Source organism: Ochrobactrum sp. BTU2 (assembly GCF_024539785.1).
Lineage (GTDB): Bacteria > Pseudomonadota > Alphaproteobacteria > Rhizobiales > Rhizobiaceae > Brucella > Brucella anthropi.
In genome coordinates, this window is record NZ_JAHWRG010000002.1 from 596,906 (window position 1) to 615,269 (window position 18,364).

An 18,364-nucleotide genomic window follows, 5' to 3' on the forward strand; every position below is an offset into this window, starting at 1 on the left:
CACGGCCTGACGAATTTGCAACTGTAGTGATAAGGATTGAACCATGCTTGTTGAGACAAAACCTTATTCGAACCGCAAGGTCGTCATTCCCGGTCGTCTGGAAATCCATGCAGCCGATGACGCCGCCCGTTTCATCCTGCGCATTGCCCCGGCAAAACTGGCCTTGGCCGAAAAAGCGCTGGGCGCAAAAATCCCGGCAAAGATCGGCGGTTTGATCCGCACGGACGATATTGCCGTTGCCTGCATCGGACCGGATGAATGGTATATCTGGGCTGATGAAGCCAAGGGTGCTGCGATCACGCAGGCTTTCGCCACGCTTTATGAAACAGAGCCGCACAGCCTGACGGACGTAAGCCATCGGGAAACCGGCATCGATATTTCCGGACCCAAAGCCGAATGGCTGTTGAATGCCGCTTCCCCACTTGAGCTTTCGCAGATGAGCTTTCCGGGTGCTGCCCGCACGATCTTCGATCACGCCCAGATCATTCTGTTGAAGTGGGATGCCGATCATTACCGGATTGAAGTGTGGAACTCGTTTGCCGATCACGTCTGGACCTTGCTGGAACTGGCCAGCAACGAGGTCTAACACACCATTCCATTCATCAAATCGAGACTGAAAACGCCGCCCAACCGGGCGGCGTTTTTGCATTCAAAGCCCAAATTCGGTCTTGCCTTCCATAAATCCATATGTGAAGACTATATTCACATAAGAAATTCATGAGGAGGGAATTTCCCGATGTCGGAAAGCGAACTGCCGCTGAGCGGGCTTGTCGTTGTCGATATGAGCCAGTTTCTGTCGGGGCCTTATTGCTCGTTGCGTCTGATGGATCTGGGTGCACGCGTCATCAAGATTGAACGGCCCGATGGTGGCGATCTCTCGCGCAGGCTTTATCTGAGCGACACGGAAATCGGCGGCGATTCCACGATTTTTCATGCGATCAATCGCGGCAAGGACAGCCTTGCGATCGACCTCAAAAATCCTGACGATCTGGCAGCATTGAAAAAGCTTCTCACACAGGCCGATGTGCTGATCCAGAATTTCCGCCCCGGTGTCATCAAGCGTCTTGGCCTTGATTACGAGGCAGCCAAAGAAATCAACCCGCGTCTCGTCTATGCATCGATCAGCGGCTATGGCGAAGAAGGGCCATGGGTCGGGCGGCCCGGGCAGGATTTGCTGGCGCAGGCGCGCTCGGGCCTCATGTGGCTCAATGGTGATGAAGGGCAGGGACCGGTTCCATTCGGTCTGGCGGTTGCCGATATGCTGGCAGGGGCTGCAGCCGCACAGGGAATTCTCGCAGCGCTGGTTCGCCGCGGCATCACCAATAAAGGCTCGCATGTCGAAACCAGCCTTCTTGAGGCACTGGTTGATTTCCAGTTTGAAGTGCTGACCACCCACCTTAACGATGGTCGTCGCCTGCCAAAACGTTCCGATTTCCGCAGCGCCCACGCCTATCTTGCAGCGCCCTATGGCGTCTATCCGGCAGCGGACGGCTATCTGGCCATCGCCATGATGCCGATTGCGAAACTGGCGCCACTGTTGGAAGCGGACAAGCTCGCCCCATTTGCCGATGATCCCAAAAGCGCCTTCGCAAAACGCGATGACATCAAGCGCCTGATCGCTGACCGCATTGCCGAGAAGACTGTCGATGAATGGCTCGCCATTCTGGAACCGGCCGATATCTGGTGTGCCCGCGTTCTCAACTGGGAAGAACTGCTCGCAAGTGAGGGATTTTCAGTCCTCGACATGCTCCAGACAGTGACGCGTGAAGATGATGTTTCCATCACCACGACACGTTCGCCGCTGCGTATCAACGGACAACGCCCAAAGGTGGCACGTGCTGCACCGCGCATTGGCGAAAACAGCAAAGAAATTCGCGAGGAGTTCGGTCTATGAGTACGATCAAGCTGAAAAGCATGACCTGGAGCCACCCGCGCGGCTATGATCCGATGGTTGCAGGTGCCGCACAATGGCTCGCGGACAAAGGCGTCGAGATCGAATGGGAAAAGCGCTCTTTGCAGGATTTCGAGACCTTTCCGGTCGAGGAACTGGCGCGCAATTTCGATATGATCGTGATCGACCATCCGCATGTGGGCCAGATCACCAAGGAAGGCTGTCTGCTGCCGCTTGATGTGCCGGGCCGCGAAACGGAACTGAAAAAGCTTGCCGATGGTTCCGTGGGCCAGTCCTTCCCAAGCTATAACTGGCAAGGGCGGCAATGGGCATTTCCGCTTGATGCCGCCACACAGGTTCAGGCATGGCGTCCGGACCTGATGGACAAGCCAGCCACCTCATGGGGTGAGGTGCTGCGTCTGGCGCGCGCCGGGAAAGTTCTGCTGCCACTGCGCTCGCCGCATTCGCTGATGTGCTTTTATACACTCGTTGCCAATGCCGGAACGCCTTGCGCGGTCGAAGGCGAACTGATCTCTGTTGAGGATGGTGTCAAAGCTTTCGAGCAACTGCGCGAGATCGCTTCGCTGGTAAAGCCGGAATGCTTCGGCATGGACCCGATTACCGTGTTTGAGGAAATGGCAGAGCCGGAATCCGAAATCGCGTGCTCACCGCTGATCTACGGCTATGTGAATTATGCCATGCGGGGCTTCCGCGAGCGTCTGATCCGTTTTGCCGATATTCCAGCGGGCGCGGCAGGTGTTGCAGGTTCGGCTCTGGGCGGTACGGGCATTGCCGTTTCAGCCTTCAGCAAGCATCCGGAGGCTGCTATCGATTTTGCCTATTGGATTGCAAGCGGTGACGTACAGAAGGGGCTTTATGCGGCCTCCAATGGTCAGCCGGGACATGCGGAAGCATGGGAAGACGACACTGTGAATGCGGCGACGTCTGACTTTTATCGCGACACGCGCGCGACACTGGAAGGCGCATGGGTACGTCCGCGTCACGATGGCTATATGCCGTTTCAGGAAGCGGCGTCGGAACGCATCAACAAAGGCTTGCTGGACAATGAGAAGGCGGAGGTCGTCATCGCCGATCTCAACCGGCTTTTCCGCGAAAGCTTCTGATTTATATGGAAAGGCTGGCGGCTTGCCGCCAGCCTGATTGGTTTTATAGTTTCCAGAGGCGCGTTGCATTCTCGGAGAGAAGCAGCGCTTTTTCGTCTTCGCTGCATCCTTCAAGAAGCGCATGGGTTGTGGCCACCCATGTCGAAAGTCCGGCATCGACATTGCTTGCCAGTGTGCAGACAGGCCAGTCGCTGCCCCACACAATCCGCTCCCAGCCGAAGGCCTCAATGACATGCTCCACATAGGGACGTACCGTGTCGACGGTCCAGCTTGTCTGCTCGGCATAGGCCACTACGCCGGAAATCTTTGCCGTCACATTGTCGCGCTGCGCAACCTCGGTAATGCCCTTTTTCCAGCCGTCCAGCGCACCTGACTTGATGTCCGGAACGCCGCAGTGATCGAGCACGAATTGCACGTCCGGGGCAAGATCGGCCAGCGCAAGTACCTTGTCGATCTGATGTGGGAGTGTGCAGAGATCGAAGGTCAGGCCAGTGCCTTCCAGCCGCTTGATATTCTCGCGGAAAAGAACACCCTCGGAAACGTCATCAGGTACGACATGCAGCACACGACGAAAGCCTTTGACGAAAGGATTGCCAAGCTGCAATTCGAGATATTCCGCAAATCCCGGCTCTTCCGGGCGGCACGAGGCGATTGCACCCTTGATGAAACCGCCCGATCTTCTGGAAATCTCCTGAACGTGGTCCGTTTCAGCCTGAATGGCATCGGCTGCCACATCCACTTCCATATGCAGTGCTGCTGTAATGCCGCAGCGCTCAGCCTGCTTCCGATAGGTCTCGAACAGAAAGTCGTGGTTGAGCGCCGGGACATCCCCCAGCCATGGGTAAGTCAGTGCGCTTTTGTCTATCAGATGCAGATGGGTATCGATAATCATGAAAACTCTCCTCCATTGACATACTTTCAAAAAAGAAGAGAGTTTTCAAATAAGAATTACCGGCATTGCTTAGTCGGCTGTCCCTATGTCGGAGCCGACCAGTTTCGACAGGTCTTTGACGGTCTTTTGCAGCAGGCTGATGGTCTGCGTAATGTCGGGTGCTGAAGCCGAATTGACGAGTGTCACATAGGGACAGGTCAGTGAGGCAATGCATGTGCCATCCGGACCGAGAATCGGTGCCGAGAGATTGTAAACGCCTGCCACCTGAGCGCTGGGCATCATTTCATAGCCACGTTCGCGAATCTGGTCGAGGCGCTCGTAGAAACTCTCATCGAGCTTCACGCTTTCACCGTCTTTTGCATATTCGGCAATCATCATCTTGCGTTCTTCCGGTGACCGGAAGGCGAGAAGCACATGGCCGGAACCGGTATCGAACAGACTGATATGCGAACCGACGCGGATTGAGATGCCCCAGTAATCCGGAGCCTCCTGCTGTGCAATGACAACGACGGAACCACGATCAAACACGGCAAGCTGGTTGGCCTGCTTTGAGCGGTCGGCAAGTTCACGCATGAAAGGCGTGGCAAAGGATGCAAGTCTGCGCACCGGTGCATGAAGGTGTGCAAGACCGAACAGCTTGAGCGTCAGTGAGTAGCGGTCGCCCTCGAGCTTGGTCACGTAACCGCGCTTCACCAGGCGATCCAGCATCCGGTAAAACTCGTTGGGGCTGCGGTCGAGGTGTTTGGCAATTTCTGCCTGTGTCAGCCCACCATCCACGCTCGCAAGCAGTTCCAGAATATCCAGTCCTTTGTCCAGCGCGGGCGCGCGGTAGCGATCGTCTGTTTCCAAGTTGGCTCCCCTCATGAATATCTCTCTTCATATACGAACAACCCGGAATGCGAAAGTCGCAAATGTGCGGAAACTCGCCTTGACCGGTTTTGAATAATATGTTTGCATATAAATACCAAATTCACAATTGGGGGCGGACCGGGGAAAAGTCCGTCGTGAGGAGGAGAAGCATGATGAGTTTCAAAACGTCCTGCCTGGCGGGAACGGCTCTACTGGCGTTGGCAATGGGTTCCGCTGGTGCGGCCGATTTGCCGGGTAAATTTGAAGGCGTGACGGTAAACGCCAAGCTGATCGGCGGTCAGCAATATGAAGCGCTGTATTCGCGCATTGCCGAATGGGAAAAAGCGACCGGTGCCAAGGTCAACATCCTGTCCAAGAAGAACCACTTCGAACTGGACAAGGAAATCAAGTCGGACATCGCTTCTGGTTCGATCAACTGGTGCGTCGGCTCCAACCATTCGTCCTTTGCGCCGCAATATCCTGATCTCTATGCCGACCTGAATGGTTTGCTTCCATCGGGCGAAATCGAAGGTTTCGTGCCATCGGTGATCAAGGCTTCGACGCTTAACGACAAGCTGGTCATGCTGCCGCGCGCGCAGTTCGACGTCTCGGCGCTCTACTATCAGAAGAGCCTTTACGAAGACGACGCCAAGAAGACCGCGTTCAAGGAAAAATACGGCTACGATCTGGCACCGCCAAAGACCTGGAAAGAAGTTTCCGATCAGGCTGTGTTCTTTGCCGATCCACCGAATTTCTACGGCACGCAGTTTGCGGGCAAGGAAGAAGCCATTAATGGCCGCTTCTATGAAATGCTGGTCGCAGAAGGCGGCGAATATCTCAAGGACGGCAAGCCTGCTTTCAATTCTGAAGCCGGTGTCCGTGCGCTCGATTGGTTCGTTAATCTCTACAAGGCCAAGGCCGTTCCTGCAGGCACCACCAACTATCTCTGGGATGAACTCGGCGCAGGCTTTGCTTCGGGCACCATTGCAATCAACCTGGATTGGCCGGGCTGGGCGACCTATTTCAACGATCCAAAGTCGTCGAAGGTCGCAGGCAATGTCGGTATCGTTCCGCCTCCGACAGGTTCTTCCGGCAAACGCACCGGCTGGTCGGGCCATCACGGCTTCTCGGTCACCGAATCCTGCGCCACCAAGGAAGCTGCTGCTTCGCTCGTCTGGTTCCTGACCAACGAAGATTCGCAGAAGCAGGAATCGGCTGCTGGCACGCTGCCAACCCGTACGGCTGTCTGGGATTATGTCATCGAACAGGCTGCTTCCGATCCATACAAGAAGGAAGTGCTCTCCGTGTTCCAGGAAACGGCAAAGACCGCTTTCCCGGTTCCGCAGACCCCTTCCTGGATCGAGATTTCCAACGCTGTTTATCCTGAGCTTCAGGCGGCGATCCTTGGCGACAAGACCTCACAGCAGGCGCTTGACGATGCAGCCAAGAAGGCAACGCAGATCCTTGAGGATGCTGGCGAACTCTAGTCTCGCTTTGTGACTTCATGGCCCGCCTTTGGGAAACCAATTGGCGGGCCGTTTTGACAGGTTTTCTGGCTGATCCACCGCTTCGGAAGAACAATGTTTAAACGAATTTCCCCGCCGGTTCTGCTTTTGCTTCCGGCCATTATCATCCTCGCAGCGGTGGTTCTGTTTCCCCTCGCGCTTTCGCTTTATTCAAGCTTCACGCCATTCCGGCTGACGCGCCCTGACAGCCTGTTCAACTTCATCGGCTTGCGCAATTATCAGCGTATCATGAGCGATTGGGTGTTCTGGGCTGCATTCATCCGCACGGTGATTTTCCTCACCATCGCGCTCAATCTGGAAATGCTGCTCGGCCTTGGCTTGGCGCTGCTCATCAATAAGGCCACCCACGGTCAGCGTGTTTTGCGCACGCTGATGATGTTCCCGATGATGTTTTCGCCGGTTCTCGTCGGCTTCCAGTTCAAGTTCATGTTCAACGACAATATCGGTCTCGTGAACAATGCGCTGCAATCTCTGGGCATCACCAGCCAGGCTATTCCATGGCTGATCGACGGCAATCTGGCGCTGTTTGCGATTTTGCTGGCAGAAGTCTGGATGTCGACCTCGGTGTTCGCGATCCTTATTCTGGGCGGTCTTCTGTCCATGCCGCAGGACCCGGTTGAAGCCGCGCGCGTCGATGGCTGCACGCCATGGCAGACATTCCGCTATGTCATCTGGCCTTATCTGATGCCGTTTGCTTTCATCGCAATGACTATCCGTTCGCTGGATGTGGCCCGTGCCTATGACATCGTGAAAATCATGACCGATGGTGGCCCGGCACGCCGAACCGAGCTGATCTGGACGCTGGTTGGACGCACCGCCTATTCGGATGCGCAGATGGGCTTGGCCAATGCCATGGCCTATGTCGCGATCCTGCTCTCGATCCTCTTCACCGTAATGTTCTTCCGCAAGCTTGCAGCCGCACGCGCGCAAATTGGAGCGGAGTGGTAATCATGGCATCAACAACGCTCTCCAATAACCAGCATCGTCTGCTGCGTCGCGTCAAGAAAGTCGCCTATCTTATCGGCCTGTTTCTCGCGATGGCGATCATTTGCCTGCCCGGTCTGTGGATCGTGCTGTCCTCGCTGCGTCCGCCGGTTGAAATCATGGCAAAGCCGCCGGTCTGGATTCCGCAGGAAATCACGCTTGATGCTTATTATGCGATGTTCTCAGGCGCAGGCGGCGGCGGTATTCCTGTCTGGGATTATTTCCGCAACTCGCTGATTATCTCGGTCACATCCACCATCATCGCACTGATTGTCGGCGTTTCGGGTGGCTATGCCTTCGCGCGCTTTCGCTTCTGGGGCAAGTCGACAACCTTCCTCGGCCTCATGCTGACGCGCTCGGTGCCGGGCATTGCCCTGTCGCTGCCGCTCTTCATGCTCTATTCGCGCATCGGCATCATCGACACGCATTTTGGTCTCATCGTCACCTATGTGGCGCTCAATGTGCCATTCACGATCTGGCTGATCGACGGTTTTTTCCGTCAGGTGCCGAAGGATCTGGCGGAAGCAGCCCAGATTGACGGCTGCACACGCTGGCAGGCCTTCTGGCAGGTGGAGTTTCCACTCGCTGGTCCCGGCATTGCGACCGCAGGCATCTTTGCCTTCCTCACTTCATGGAACGAATATGCGCTGGCTTCCCAGCTCACCCGCTCGGTCAATTCCAAGACCCTTCCTGTTGGTCTTCTTGATTACACCGCTGAATTCACCATCGACTGGCGCGGCATGTGTGCGCTGGCGGTCGTGATGATTATTCCGGCGCTGACCCTCACATTCATCGTCCAGAAGCATCTTGTTGCTGGTCTGACGTTCGGCGCGGTTAAAGGTTGATATAAAATGGCTCAGCTTTCCATCAAAAATCTCGTCAAGCGTTACGGCAATGTCGGCGTGGTGCATGGCATCAATCTCGAAATCGCCGACAAGGAATTTGTAGCGCTGGTCGGTCCGTCCGGCTGTGGCAAGTCCACGACGCTGCGCATGATCGCAGGTCTTGAAAGCATTTCCGACGGTGCGCTCGAAATCGGCGGCAAGGTGGTCAACGATCTGCCGCCGCGTGATCGCAATATCTCGATGGTGTTCCAGTCCTATGCGCTTTATCCGCATATGTCGGTGCGCGAGAACATGGGCTTCTCGCTCAAGATCGCCAAGCAGCCACAGGCGGAAATCGACCGACGCGTCAATGAAGCGTCAGCCATTCTTGGCCTTGAAGCCTTGATGGAGCGCCGTCCGGCACAGCTTTCAGGCGGTCAGCGCCAGCGCGTTGCCATGGGCCGCGCCATTGTGCGCAATCCGGAAGTGTTTCTGTTCGACGAACCGCTTTCCAATCTTGATGCGAAACTGCGCACACAGATGCGCACAGAGATCAAAAAGCTTCACGCCAAGGTGCAGTCCACCGTCGTTTACGTGACGCATGATCAGGTCGAAGCCATGACGCTGGCCGACCGCATCGTCATCATGCGCGATGGCCATATTGAACAGGTCGGAACGCCGGATGAAGTGTTCAAGCGTCCGGCTACGCAGTTTGTTGCTGGCTTCATTGGCTCGCCGCCGATGAATATGGCCGAGGCAACCGTGCAGGGTTCGGAACTGGTCTTTGCCAGTGGCCAGCGCCTGCCAGTGCCAGCACAATTCAAGGCCAAGGTCACGGATGGCTCCAAGGTCACGTTCGGCCTGCGCCCGGACGATCTGTTTCCGAAAGGCCATGGGCTTTCATCGGGAGACGCCGTTCATGAGGGCGAATTGCGCGTTTCGATCACCGAGCCACTTGGCAATGAAACGCTGGTCTTTGTCGAATTTGCCGGCAAGGAATGGGTGGCGCGTATGCTGAACCCACGTCACCTCAATTCCGGTGAAGCGATCTCCATGCATTTTGATCTGTCGCAGGCGCATCTGTTTGATGCGGCAAGCGGCAAGAGTCTGGCGGTATAGTTATGGCGCGTATTGAAAAAGTCGAACTGCGCATGGTCGACCTTCCGCCGAAGGTCAAGCGTACCGATGCGATCCAGAGCTTTGTCAGTCAGGAAACGCCGATTGTTACCATCACCGACAGTGATGGTGCGGTGGGTACGGGCTACAGCTACACCATCGGCACCGGCGGCTCGTCCGTCATGCGCCTGTTGAGCGATCATCTGGTGCCGCTTATCCTGAATGAGGATGCGGATTGTATCGAGGCGATCTGGCGCAAGCTCGAATTTGCTACCCACGCCACAACTATCGGTCCGATTACCGCTTTGGCGCTTGCTGCGATTGATACGGCACTCTGGGATTTGCGTGCGAAGAAGCAGAACCTGCCGCTGTGGAAGCTGGCAGGCGGCGCCAAGGAAAGCTGCCCGCTTTACACGACCGAAGGTGGCTGGCTGCATATCGAGAAAGAAGCGCTGGTCGAGGATGCGTTGCAAGCCAAAGCCAAGGGCTTTTCCGGTTCTAAGGTGAAGATTGGCAAGCCGCATGGTTCGGAAGACTATGCGCGTCTTTCGGCTGTTCGTGCGGCCGTGGGTGACGGCTTTGAGATCATGACCGACTGCAATCAGGGCTTTACAGTCGACGAATCCATTCGTCGTGCCGAGCGCCTGAAAGAACTTGATCTCGCTTGGATTGAAGAGCCGCTTCCGGCGGATGATCTTGATGGCCATATCCGCCTGACCCGTTCCACACCAACACCTATTGCAGTGGGTGAATCGATCTATTCGATCCGCCATTTCCGCGAATATATGCAGAAGGGCGCTTGCTCCATCGTGCAGGTGGATGTGGCGCGTATCGGCGGCATCACGCCATGGCTGAAAGTGGCACATGCCGCAGAAGCTTTTGATATTCCCGTCTGCCCGCACTTCTTGATGGAACTGCATGTCAGCCTCACCTGTGCCGTTCAGAACGGGCGCTATGTCGAATATATCCCGCAGCTTGATGACCTGACCACCAAGGGCATGGAAATTCGTGATGGCCACGCCATTGCACCATCAGAACCCGGCATTGGTATTTCGTGGGATTGGGATGCCGTGCGCGCGCGCTCCGTTTCCGAATTCACCCGCGAGATCGTGAGATCGTAATGGTTCAGAGAATGGGCATGGTGATCGGGCTGAAGCCTGAAAAGATCGCAGAATATAAAAAGCTGCACGCGAGCGTGTGGCCGGAAATTCTGGCACTCATTTCGCAGTGCAACATCACCAATTATACGATCTTTCTCAAAGAGCCGGAAAACCTGCTTTTTGGCACATGGGACTATGTAGGCGCCGACTTTGAAGCCGACATGAAGAAGATGGCCGATAACCCGAAAAATCAGGAATGGTGGTCCGTCTGTATGCCATGCCAGAAACCGCTTGAAACCCGTAAAGAGGGTGAGTGGTGGGCCATGATGGAGGAGGTTTTCCATCATGACTGAGGCCTTTGATCCGAAAACCCTGCGTCAGTGGTGGGCCAAACCCACACAGCCAAAGCCTATCGTGATTTTCGGTGCAGGCAGTATCGTCTGTGACGCGCATCTGCCCGCTTATCAAAAGGGCGGCTTTGCGGTTGCTGGTATTTTCGATCCCAATCTGGACAAGGCATCGGCACTTGCCGACCAATGGGGCGTGAAGGTTTTTGGAAGTCTTGAAGAGGCGCTTGCGGTTGAAGGCGCGATCTTCGATCTGGCAACGCCGCCTTCTGCTCATGCTTCGATCCTCGCGCAATTGCCGGAAGGTGCGGCTGTTCTGATCCAGAAGCCGATGGGCAGCGATCTAGCCGCGGCAACGGAAATTCTGAAAGTTTGCCGTGCGCGCAATCTCAAAGCTGCGGTCAATTTCCAGCTACGCTTTGCGCCAATGATGTTGGCACTTTACGATGCCGTCGATAAGGGCTTGCTCGGTGAAGTCGTGGATTTCGACGCATGGCTCGCGCTTGCCACGCCTTGGGGCCTTTGGCCGTTCCTGAAAGGTCTGCCACGCATCGAGATTGCCATGCATTCGATCCATTATCTCGATTTCGTGCGCGGTCTGCTCGGCAATCCGCAAGGTGTTCACGCCAAGACCATCGGGCATCCAAACCACGAAGTCGCCCAGACGCGCACGGCCGCAATCCTCGATTATGGCAACCGCGTGCGTTGTGCATTGTCGATCAATCATGACCATGATTTTGGCCGTAAATTTCAAGCCTGCGAGTTCCGTATCTGCGGCACCGAAGGTGCTGCCTATGTGAAACTTGGCGTCAATCTCGATTATCCGCGTGGCGAACCGGACGAGCTTTGGATCAAGCCAAAGGGCGCGGACGACTGGGTGCAGGTCGTGCTTCAAGGCGCTTGGTTCCCGGATGCATTCTTAAACCGCATGGCACAGTTGCAGCGTTTCGCGACTGGCGAAGACGCTGAACTTATCGGCTCGGTCGAAGATGCGTGGCACACCATGGCGCTGGTCGAGGCCGCCTATCAGTCGAGCGCTGCGCCTGCCACGCCGCTTGCCGCAAAACTGGAGGTCTGATTATGGCCGAACAGAAAATCTACTACGAAGATTATGAAATGAACCATGTGCGCCTCACCACGGGCCGCACCATCACCGAAACGGATTTCGTGGTTCATGCCGGGCATACGGGTGATTTCTTTCCACACCATATGGATGCGGAGTTTGCCAAGACCCTGCCGGGTGGTCAGCGCATTGCCCACGGCACAATGATCTTTGCAATTGGTGTCGGATTGACCGCAACGCTGATCAATCCGGTTGCATTTTCCTATGGTTATGATCGTCTGCGGTTTATTCGCCCGGTTCATATCGGAGATACGATCCGCACGCGCGTGACAATCAGCGCCAAGGAAGATGACCCGAAGAGGGCCAATATGGGCCGCGTTACCGAGCGGTGCGAAGTGCTTAATCAGCGGGATGAAGTGGTGCTGGCTTGCGACCACATCCTGCTTGTCGAACGGAAGGCTTGAAAATGACGATACGATTTGATGGAAAAACCGCACTGGTGACAGCCGCCGCTCAGGGCATTGGCCGTGCAAGTGCGCTGGCTTTTGCGGAAGCTGGCGCCAAGGTCTATGCGACCGACATCAACGAGGCCGCACTCAAGGAAATCGAAGGCGTTTCGGGCATTATCACCCGCAAGCTCAACGTGCTTGACGAGGCGGAAGTGAAGGCAGCGGTCGCCGAGATCGGTCAGGTCGATATCCTGTTCAACTGCGCGGGCGTTGTCCATGGCGGCTCAATCCTTGAGATGAAGGACGAAGACCTCGACTTTGCCGTCAATCTCAACGTCAAGGCCATGATCCGCACCATTCGCGCCGTGCTGCCGGGAATGCTGGAACGCAAGGACGGTTCTATCGTCAACATGGCGTCGGTCGCTTCGAGCGTGAAGGGCGTGCCGAACCGCTTTGCCTATGGCGTCACCAAGGCGGCGGTCATAGGCCTCACCAAGGCTGTCGCTGCCGACTACGTTGCCAAGGGCATCCGCTGCAACGCCATCTGCCCCGGTACGGTTGAAAGCCCGTCGCTTCAGGACCGTCTGCGTGCGCAGGGCGATTATGAAGAACAGCGCGCAGCCTTCATCGCGCGTCAGCCAATTGGCCGTATCGGCCAGCCGGAAGAAATCGCCGATCTCGCGGTCTATCTCGCAGGTGCCACGTACACCACCGGTCAGGCTTATAACATCGATGGTGGCTGGACGATCTAGAGCTATCGCTATTCAGGCTCTGGCGGCCTGCAAACGGTATTCTTCTGCGCTTCCGGTGCTCATGTACCTTTAAGTACATTCCGCTCCGGTTCTCGAAAAACACCATTTTCGGCACGCCATAACCTGAATTTCGACAGCTCTAGGCATTCCACCGCCACCAATTCCATCCCCACAAGGAGTAATCTCATGAAATTTCTTCGCTATGGCGAAACCGGTCAGGAAAAGCCGGGCCTTCTCGATGCGGACGGCAATATCCGTGATCTTTCCGCCCATGTAGGCGATCTTTCCGGCGCGGCTCTGACCCCGGATGCACTGGCCAAGCTCGGTGCGATCGATATCAATTCGTTGCCGAAGGTCGAAGGCAACCCACGTCTCGGTCCATGCGTTGCAGGCACCGGCAAGTTCATCTGCATTGGCCTCAACTATGCTGATCACGCTGCAGAATCCGGCATGGCCGTTCCGCCAGAACCAGTTATCTTCATGAAGGCCACCTCGGCCATCGTTGGCCCGAACGACGATCTGCTCATCCCGCGCGGTTCGGAAAAGACCGACTGGGAGGTCGAACTCGGCATCGTTATCGGCAAGACCGCGAAATATGTTTCGGAAGATGATGCGCTTGATTATGTCGCGGGCTACTGCACACTGCACGACGTCTCGGAACGCGCTTTCCAGATCGAGCGCGCCGGTCAGTGGACCAAGGGCAAATCCTGCGACACGTTCGGCCCGACCGGCCCATGGCTGGTGACGAAGGACGAGGTTGCCGATCCGCAGAACCTTGGCATGTGGCTCAAGGTCAATGGCGAAACCATGCAGGACGGCTCGACCAAGACCATGGTCTATGGCGTACGCCACCTCGTTTCCTATCTCTCGCAGTTCATGTCTTTGCAGCCGGGCGATATCATCTCCACCGGCACGCCTCCTGGCGTTGGCATGGGCATGAAGCCACCGCGCTATCTCAAGGCTGGCGATGTTGTCGAACTCGGCATTGAAGGTCTCGGCACGCAGAAGCAGAACGTGCGCGCTGACGTTTAATTTTTTTGAGCATGCTCTGATCACGGATAAATCATGACGAAAATCACTGATCTGCGCGTCTTCGATCTCCGCTTCCCGACTTCGCAAAGTCTGGACGGCTCTGACGCGATGAACCCGGACCCGGACTATTCGGCAGCCTATGTCATCCTCGATACGGATGACGAGGCGCTGAAGGGCCATGGCCTGACCTTCACCATTGGACGCGGCAACGACATTTGCTGTCAGGCGATTCTCGCCATGCGTCATCTGGTCGTGGGTGCCTCGATGGATGATTTCCTCGCGGCCCCCGGCAAGTTCTGGCGTTACCTGACCGGTGACAGCCAGCTGCGCTGGATCGGCCCGGACAAGGGCGCGATGCATCTTGCCACCGGCGCTGTCGTCAACGCCTTCTGGGATTTGGCTGCAAAGCAGGCTGGCAAGCCGGTATGGCGGCTTGTCGCCGACATGTCGCCGGAAGAGATCGCCGATATCGTCGATTATCGCTACCTCACCGATGCGCTGACCCGCGACGAAGCTGTCGAAATTCTGCGTAAAGCGGAAGCCGGCAAGGCCGAGCGTATCGCGAAGCTCGAAGCCAAGGGTTATCCTTGCTACACGACGTCTGCTGGCTGGCTCGGCTATGATGACGACAAGCTGCGTCGTCTGTGTCAGGAAGCCATCGACGAGGGTTTCAATCATGTGAAGATGAAGGTTGGCCGTGATCTCGAAGACGATATCCGTCGTCTGACCATCGCGCGCGAAGTGATCGGCCCTGATCGCTATCTGATGATTGATGCCAATCAGGTATGGGAAGTCGATCAGGCAATCGAGTGGGTCAATAAGCTTGCCTTCTCCAAGCCGTTCTTCATCGAAGAACCAACCAGCCCGGACGATGTTGCAGGCCACCGCAAGATTCGCGAAGCCATTGGCGACGTGAAGGTTGCGACTGGCGAAATGTGTCAGAACCGCATCATGTTCAAGCAGTTCATCGCGGAAGGCGCTATCGACATCGTTCAGATTGATTCATGCCGCATGGGTGGTCTGAATGAAGTTCTGGCTGTGCTGCTGATTGCTGCCAAGTTTGGTAAGCCGGTTTGGCCACATGCGGGCGGCGTTGGCCTGTGCGAATATGTACAGCATTTGTCGATGATCGACTATGTGGCCGTTTCAGGCACCAAGGAAGGCCGTGTGATCGAATATGTCGATCACCTGCACGAGCATTTCATCGAGCCATGCATCATCAAGGATGCGGCCTATATGCCGCCATCGCTGCCGGGCTTCTCGATTGAAATGAAGCCGCAGTCGATTGCGGAATATACGTTCAAGGGTTGAGAGCCAATTTTCGGCTTATCGTAAAATAAAAAGCCGCGCTGAAAAGCGCGGCTTTGCTTTTAGAGAAAGCGGATCATCAATGCGCCGGAAAGCAACAGAACCGCACCAACAATGCGCCCGGCGGTGATTTCACGCACCGCAACGCCCATGAAGCCGATGCGGTCAGCAGCCAGTCCGGCCATCAATTGTCCAGCAACAGCAAGCCCCATCACGGCAGCAGCCCCGATGCGCGGCGTCAGCAACACCGATGCGGTCACATAGATACAGCCAAGCGCACCGCCAGCCACGAAAAGCCAGCCCGCAGGCACGTTGAACGCTGGCATTGCACCCGTCGCGCGCGCGGTAATTCCGGCGATAACGGCAAGGATGACAGCACCGGAAAGGAACGAAATCGCAGCAGCTGTTACCGGCGATCCCAATCCACGAGCCAAGGCTGCATTGATAGGTGCCTGAATAGCAATACAGGCACCGGAAAGGATGCCGAACAACGTCCAGAGCATGGAGATTTCCTCGCTTGGTGAAGAACCTGGAAGGAACAAATGGAATGATTAGTCCTTGCAGAGGATAATCGTCAGGTCAATATTTCGAGTATGATCACGCCGAATACAGAAGCCTGATTGAACAAGTATTTTTGCGACGACTATTGAAGGGTTTAGAGTGGTGCCCGGAGGCGGATTCGAACCACCGACACGCGGATTTTCAATCCGCTGCTCTACCAACTGAGCTATCCGGGCATCCGTAACAAGCAATCTGCTCGTTCGAGGCGGTGTTGGTTCCCGCCGGAAGTGGGTGGGTTATAGCATTAAATTTCGCGCTGTCCAGCACCGTATCGCAATTTTTATCAGCTTTTCTCACATCTTTGATAAATAACTGATTTTATTGGAGGAAGCCACTTTGAGAGAGGCTTAGTTTCCTCCTTCTTCCTCTTCGTCAATTGGCTTTCCCGGCAGGACATAGCTGCCGGATAGCCAGCGATTGAGGTCGATGCTTTTACAGCGTGGCGAACAGAACGGATAGGATTCGCGCGATGAAGGCTTTCCGCATTCCGGGCAGGGGCGCGTCGGACGCAATGGCGTCACTCGTGCACCTGCTGCGGTCGATATGTCCTTCTTGTCGCTCATACCTGCTCTCAGACTTTCCCGCTGTTCCAGTTAGCGTAAACCGGGTAGTCGACGTCGTTCAGCAGGCTGATAGTTTCCTGCAGCGGCAATCCCACGACGTTTGTATAGGAGCCAACCAGCTTCACAACGAAACTACCGGCCAGCCCCTGGATTGCATAGCCGCCCGCTTTCCCTCGCCATTCACCAGACGAGAGATAGGCATCCATCTGCTGGCGGGATAACCGTTCAAAACGCAATCGTGTTTCAACCAGTGTCTGGCGCAAATTCCCGTTCGGCAAGACAAGGCTCACTCCTGTGAAAACCTTGTGCGTACGCCCGGAAAGCAGCCGCAGACATTCTCTTGCCTCGTCGGCAATCTCCGTTTTGGGGAGAATGCGCCGGCCCACGGCCACAACAGTATCGGCAGCAAGAATGAAGGCACCGGCGAAATTCGCATCGTCCTTCAGCTGCTCTTGTGCCTTGCGCGCCTTCTCCCGCGACAGACGTCGCGCCAGCGAGCGCGGGTGTTCCGCGCGCTGCGGCGTTTCATCTATATCGGCCGGATGAATGTGGTCCGGTTCGATGCCTGTCTGCCCCAGAAGCTCGATCCTGCGTGGAGAACCGGAGGCAAGAACCAGCTTGTGTTGCGCGCTCATCGAATAGACATTTCCTGGAACGGGAACGGATTGCTTACTTGAAGCGGTAGGTGATGCGGCCCTTGGTCAGATCGTAAGGGGTCATCTCAACCAGAACCTTGTCGCCGGCCAGAACGCGGATGCGATTCTTGCGCATACGGCCTGCCGTATGGGCGATGATTTCATGTTCGTTCTCGAGCTTCACGCGGAACATAGCATTCGGCAGCAGTTCCGTAACAACACCCGGAAATTCTAGGACTTCTTCTTTCGCCATGCGATACCTGTTTCTTTCTTTGATAAAATGCCGCTCTCGAGCGGTCTTTAGGTCGGAATTTGCGCGGAACCTATATGATTAGGCGGCATTTGTGAACAACGGAATTCCGTGAACTCAATGCTCATTAAAACGCTGCATGATTTGCCGCTTCAGACGGTCCCGCACATCGCGATACGCCGCCATGATCTGGCTTCGGCTGCCGGTTACCAAGGTCGGGTCCGGCGTTGGCCAATATTCGACATCAACCGAGAAACCCCGCATTCGCTCCAGCACAGTATGATGAGCGAGTGGCGTCAGCGTTACAATCAGGTCGAAATAGCCATCCGCAAGTTCTTCGAGGCCACGTGGTTGCCGGTTGTCAAGCGACAAGCCTTCTTCCTGAAGGACAGCATCGACAAACGGATCACGTTCGCCCCGCTTCACACCTGCAGAAGCTAAATAAATATTGGGTGGCAGGGCCTGTCTTGCAAGTAACTCCGCCATGGGTGAACGAATTGCATTCTTGCCGCAGACAAAAAGCAGGGACTTGGGCAGGCTCGATTTATGATCGTCGTCGCCGTCGGCGCTGAAATTCACGGGAGGGGCATCGGTGATGATCATCAATGATCAGCCTCTCCAGTGCAGGACGCAGACAAGTGTGAAAAGCCGCCGTGCCGTGTTGAAATCAACCTCGATCTTGCCCTGCAGCCTGTTCTGGAGCGTCTGCGATCCTTCATTGTGCAGGCCGCGCCGTCCCATGTCGATTGCTTCGATCTTGCTTGGTGTGGCCGACCGGATCGCCTGATAGTAGCTTTCACAAATCATGAAATAATCCCGCACGACGCGCCGTAAGGGCGTGAGCGAGAGAATATGAGTTGCGACGTCTTCACCGGCCTCCCGGGTGATGGCGAAGATCAGTCGCGATTCCATCAGCGAAAGCTTGAGACGGTACGGCCCTCCCGTGTCGTCTCCGATCGGGTGGAAGGAATTCTCTTCGATGAGGTCAAAAATGGCCACCGCGCGTTCATGCTCGACGTCAGGCGTCGAACGCCCGATGGATTCATCGAGCTCGACGTCAACAAGGCGCGCATTTGGAACAGCGGCGGTCATGTCACC

22 protein-coding genes and 1 tRNA gene are annotated in these 18,364 nt (G+C 55.9%); 14 read left to right on the forward strand and 9 right to left on the reverse strand.

From position 1 onward, the window contains the following. The first annotated feature begins 43 nt into the window (after nucleotides 1-43). The 3 genes from KWJ32_RS07450 (at nucleotide 44) to KWJ32_RS07460 (ending at nucleotide 3,015) form a co-directional block, all read left to right on the forward strand. Nucleotides 44-586 (forward strand): sarcosine oxidase subunit gamma, encoded by a 543-nt coding sequence (locus KWJ32_RS07450; RefSeq protein WP_011982485.1) that lies wholly within the window; start codon nucleotides 44-46, stop codon nucleotides 584-586. A gap of 150 nt (nucleotides 587-736) precedes the next feature. Continuing rightward, on the forward strand, nucleotides 737-1,894 hold the full coding sequence (locus KWJ32_RS07455) for a CaiB/BaiF CoA-transferase family protein (protein ID WP_231771274.1): 1,158 nt from the start codon (nucleotides 737-739) through the stop codon (nucleotides 1,892-1,894). Beyond that, complete coding sequence (locus tag KWJ32_RS07460; RefSeq protein ID WP_231771275.1) at nucleotides 1,891-3,015, forward strand: extracellular solute-binding protein; 1,125 nt, start codon at nucleotides 1,891-1,893, stop codon at nucleotides 3,013-3,015. Before KWJ32_RS07455 ends, KWJ32_RS07460 begins: the two co-directional genes overlap by 4 nt. A gap of 43 nt (nucleotides 3,016-3,058) precedes the next feature. Here the strand turns inward: KWJ32_RS07460 and KWJ32_RS07465 are convergent, their stop codons facing one another. Continuing rightward, nucleotides 3,059-3,907 (reverse strand): amidohydrolase, encoded by an 849-nt coding sequence (locus KWJ32_RS07465; protein ID WP_011982488.1) that lies wholly within the window; start codon nucleotides 3,905-3,907, stop codon nucleotides 3,059-3,061. Nucleotides 3,908-3,976: 69 nt separating this feature from the next. Continuing rightward, nucleotides 3,977-4,771, reverse strand: a complete 795-nt coding sequence (locus tag KWJ32_RS07470) for an IclR family transcriptional regulator (RefSeq protein ID WP_040129995.1) — start codon at nucleotides 4,769-4,771, stop codon at nucleotides 3,977-3,979. A 155-nt stretch (nucleotides 4,772-4,926) separates the two neighbouring features. Here KWJ32_RS07470 and KWJ32_RS07475 point away from each other — a divergent pair, with 155 nt between their 5' ends. From KWJ32_RS07475 to KWJ32_RS07525, 11 genes are all read left to right on the forward strand, one after another. Continuing rightward, on the forward strand, nucleotides 4,927-6,243 hold the full coding sequence (locus KWJ32_RS07475) for a sugar ABC transporter substrate-binding protein (RefSeq protein ID WP_011982490.1): 1,317 nt from the start codon (nucleotides 4,927-4,929) through the stop codon (nucleotides 6,241-6,243). Nucleotides 6,244-6,336: 93 nt separating this feature from the next. Next, entirely contained in the window at nucleotides 6,337-7,230 is an 894-nt protein-coding gene (locus tag KWJ32_RS07480) for a sugar ABC transporter permease (RefSeq protein WP_010658081.1), read from the forward strand. A gap of 2 nt (nucleotides 7,231-7,232) precedes the next feature. After that, nucleotides 7,233-8,111: a carbohydrate ABC transporter permease gene (locus KWJ32_RS07485; protein WP_011982491.1), complete on the forward strand. Its 879-nt coding sequence runs from the start codon at nucleotides 7,233-7,235 to the stop codon at nucleotides 8,109-8,111. Nucleotides 8,112-8,117: 6 nt separating this feature from the next. Continuing rightward, nucleotides 8,118-9,209, forward strand: a complete 1,092-nt coding sequence (gene ugpC, locus KWJ32_RS07490; protein ID WP_011982492.1) for a sn-glycerol-3-phosphate ABC transporter ATP-binding protein UgpC — start codon at nucleotides 8,118-8,120, stop codon at nucleotides 9,207-9,209. 2 nt (nucleotides 9,210-9,211) lie between these two features. Next, entirely contained in the window at nucleotides 9,212-10,327 is a 1,116-nt protein-coding gene (locus KWJ32_RS07495; protein ID WP_011982493.1) for a mandelate racemase/muconate lactonizing enzyme family protein, read from the forward strand. Next, nucleotides 10,327-10,659, forward strand: coding sequence for an L-rhamnose mutarotase (locus KWJ32_RS07500; RefSeq protein ID WP_011982494.1), 333 nt, complete (start codon nucleotides 10,327-10,329; stop codon nucleotides 10,657-10,659). The genes KWJ32_RS07495 and KWJ32_RS07500 overlap by 1 nt, the downstream gene beginning before the upstream one ends. Then, nucleotides 10,652-11,731, forward strand: coding sequence for a Gfo/Idh/MocA family oxidoreductase (locus tag KWJ32_RS07505; RefSeq protein ID WP_011982495.1), 1,080 nt, complete (start codon nucleotides 10,652-10,654; stop codon nucleotides 11,729-11,731). The genes KWJ32_RS07500 and KWJ32_RS07505 overlap by 8 nt, the downstream gene beginning before the upstream one ends. Before the next feature lie 2 nt (nucleotides 11,732-11,733). Next, entirely contained in the window at nucleotides 11,734-12,180 is a 447-nt protein-coding gene (locus KWJ32_RS07510) for a MaoC/PaaZ C-terminal domain-containing protein (RefSeq protein WP_010658087.1), read from the forward strand. 2 nt (nucleotides 12,181-12,182) lie between these two features. Continuing rightward, on the forward strand, nucleotides 12,183-12,917 hold the full coding sequence (locus KWJ32_RS07515; RefSeq protein WP_011982496.1) for an SDR family oxidoreductase: 735 nt from the start codon (nucleotides 12,183-12,185) through the stop codon (nucleotides 12,915-12,917). 186 nt (nucleotides 12,918-13,103) lie between these two features. After that, nucleotides 13,104-13,949: a fumarylacetoacetate hydrolase family protein gene (locus KWJ32_RS07520; RefSeq protein ID WP_011982497.1), complete on the forward strand. Its 846-nt coding sequence runs from the start codon at nucleotides 13,104-13,106 to the stop codon at nucleotides 13,947-13,949. A gap of 33 nt (nucleotides 13,950-13,982) precedes the next feature. After that, nucleotides 13,983-15,260, forward strand: coding sequence for an L-fuconate dehydratase (locus tag KWJ32_RS07525; RefSeq protein WP_094514744.1), 1,278 nt, complete (start codon nucleotides 13,983-13,985; stop codon nucleotides 15,258-15,260). Between the two features lie 59 nt (nucleotides 15,261-15,319). Here KWJ32_RS07525 and KWJ32_RS07530 read toward each other — a convergent pair whose 3' ends face one another. The 7 genes from KWJ32_RS07530 to KWJ32_RS07560 form a co-directional block, all read right to left on the reverse strand. Continuing rightward, nucleotides 15,320-15,760, reverse strand: coding sequence for a DMT family transporter (locus KWJ32_RS07530; RefSeq protein WP_010658091.1), 441 nt, complete (start codon nucleotides 15,758-15,760; stop codon nucleotides 15,320-15,322). 158 nt (nucleotides 15,761-15,918) lie between these two features. Continuing rightward, a tRNA-Phe gene (locus tag KWJ32_RS07535) sits at nucleotides 15,919-15,994 on the reverse strand. A 171-nt stretch (nucleotides 15,995-16,165) separates the two neighbouring features. Beyond that, nucleotides 16,166-16,381, reverse strand: coding sequence for a DNA gyrase inhibitor YacG (yacG, locus tag KWJ32_RS07540; protein ID WP_011982499.1), 216 nt, complete (start codon nucleotides 16,379-16,381; stop codon nucleotides 16,166-16,168). A gap of 8 nt (nucleotides 16,382-16,389) precedes the next feature. Further along, a complete protein-coding gene (locus KWJ32_RS07545; RefSeq protein WP_010658093.1) occupies nucleotides 16,390-17,016 on the reverse strand; it encodes a Maf-like protein in 627 nt (208 codons plus the stop codon). A gap of 34 nt (nucleotides 17,017-17,050) precedes the next feature. After that, nucleotides 17,051-17,269 (reverse strand): translation initiation factor IF-1, encoded by a 219-nt coding sequence (gene infA / locus KWJ32_RS07550; RefSeq protein WP_002965531.1) that lies wholly within the window; start codon nucleotides 17,267-17,269, stop codon nucleotides 17,051-17,053. 114 nt (nucleotides 17,270-17,383) lie between these two features. Further along, a complete protein-coding gene (locus KWJ32_RS07555) occupies nucleotides 17,384-17,869 on the reverse strand; it encodes a low molecular weight phosphatase family protein (protein ID WP_011982500.1) in 486 nt (161 codons plus the stop codon). Between the two features lie 6 nt (nucleotides 17,870-17,875). Further along, nucleotides 17,876-18,358, reverse strand: a complete 483-nt coding sequence (locus tag KWJ32_RS07560) for a UPF0262 family protein (protein WP_010658095.1) — start codon at nucleotides 18,356-18,358, stop codon at nucleotides 17,876-17,878. Between the last annotated feature and the right edge of the window lie 6 nt (nucleotides 18,359-18,364).

Excerpts from the sequence above, each read along its gene's own strand:
- KWJ32_RS07450 (WP_011982485.1), top strand. The coding sequence starts at position 44 with ATGCTTGTTGAGACAAAACCTTATTCGAACCGCAAGGTCGTCATTCCC.
- KWJ32_RS07455 (WP_231771274.1), top strand. The coding sequence starts at position 737 with ATGTCGGAAAGCGAACTGCCGCTGAGCGGGCTTGTCGTTGTCGATATG.
- KWJ32_RS07460 (WP_231771275.1), top strand. The coding sequence starts at position 1,891 with ATGAGTACGATCAAGCTGAAAAGCATGACCTGGAGCCACCCGCGCGGC.
- KWJ32_RS07465 (WP_011982488.1), bottom strand. The coding sequence starts at position 3,907 with ATGATTATCGATACCCATCTGCATCTGATAGACAAAAGCGCACTGACT.
- KWJ32_RS07470 (WP_040129995.1), bottom strand. The coding sequence starts at position 4,771 with ATGAGGGGAGCCAACTTGGAAACAGACGATCGCTACCGCGCGCCCGCG.
- KWJ32_RS07475 (WP_011982490.1), top strand. The coding sequence starts at position 4,927 with ATGATGAGTTTCAAAACGTCCTGCCTGGCGGGAACGGCTCTACTGGCG.
- KWJ32_RS07480 (WP_010658081.1), top strand. The coding sequence starts at position 6,337 with ATGTTTAAACGAATTTCCCCGCCGGTTCTGCTTTTGCTTCCGGCCATT.
- KWJ32_RS07485 (WP_011982491.1), top strand. The coding sequence starts at position 7,233 with ATGGCATCAACAACGCTCTCCAATAACCAGCATCGTCTGCTGCGTCGC.
- ugpC (WP_011982492.1), top strand. The coding sequence starts at position 8,118 with ATGGCTCAGCTTTCCATCAAAAATCTCGTCAAGCGTTACGGCAATGTC.
- KWJ32_RS07495 (WP_011982493.1), top strand. The coding sequence starts at position 9,212 with ATGGCGCGTATTGAAAAAGTCGAACTGCGCATGGTCGACCTTCCGCCG.
- KWJ32_RS07500 (WP_011982494.1), top strand. The coding sequence starts at position 10,327 with ATGGTTCAGAGAATGGGCATGGTGATCGGGCTGAAGCCTGAAAAGATC.
- KWJ32_RS07505 (WP_011982495.1), top strand. The coding sequence starts at position 10,652 with ATGACTGAGGCCTTTGATCCGAAAACCCTGCGTCAGTGGTGGGCCAAA.
- KWJ32_RS07510 (WP_010658087.1), top strand. The coding sequence starts at position 11,734 with ATGGCCGAACAGAAAATCTACTACGAAGATTATGAAATGAACCATGTG.
- KWJ32_RS07515 (WP_011982496.1), top strand. The coding sequence starts at position 12,183 with ATGACGATACGATTTGATGGAAAAACCGCACTGGTGACAGCCGCCGCT.
- KWJ32_RS07520 (WP_011982497.1), top strand. The coding sequence starts at position 13,104 with ATGAAATTTCTTCGCTATGGCGAAACCGGTCAGGAAAAGCCGGGCCTT.
- KWJ32_RS07525 (WP_094514744.1), top strand. The coding sequence starts at position 13,983 with ATGACGAAAATCACTGATCTGCGCGTCTTCGATCTCCGCTTCCCGACT.
- KWJ32_RS07530 (WP_010658091.1), bottom strand. The coding sequence starts at position 15,760 with ATGCTCTGGACGTTGTTCGGCATCCTTTCCGGTGCCTGTATTGCTATT.
- yacG (WP_011982499.1), bottom strand. The coding sequence starts at position 16,381 with ATGAGCGACAAGAAGGACATATCGACCGCAGCAGGTGCACGAGTGACG.
- KWJ32_RS07545 (WP_010658093.1), bottom strand. The coding sequence starts at position 17,016 with ATGAGCGCGCAACACAAGCTGGTTCTTGCCTCCGGTTCTCCACGCAGG.
- infA (WP_002965531.1), bottom strand. The coding sequence starts at position 17,269 with ATGGCGAAAGAAGAAGTCCTAGAATTTCCGGGTGTTGTTACGGAACTG.
- KWJ32_RS07555 (WP_011982500.1), bottom strand. The coding sequence starts at position 17,869 with ATGATCATCACCGATGCCCCTCCCGTGAATTTCAGCGCCGACGGCGAC.
- KWJ32_RS07560 (WP_010658095.1), bottom strand. The coding sequence starts at position 18,358 with ATGACCGCCGCTGTTCCAAATGCGCGCCTTGTTGACGTCGAGCTCGAT.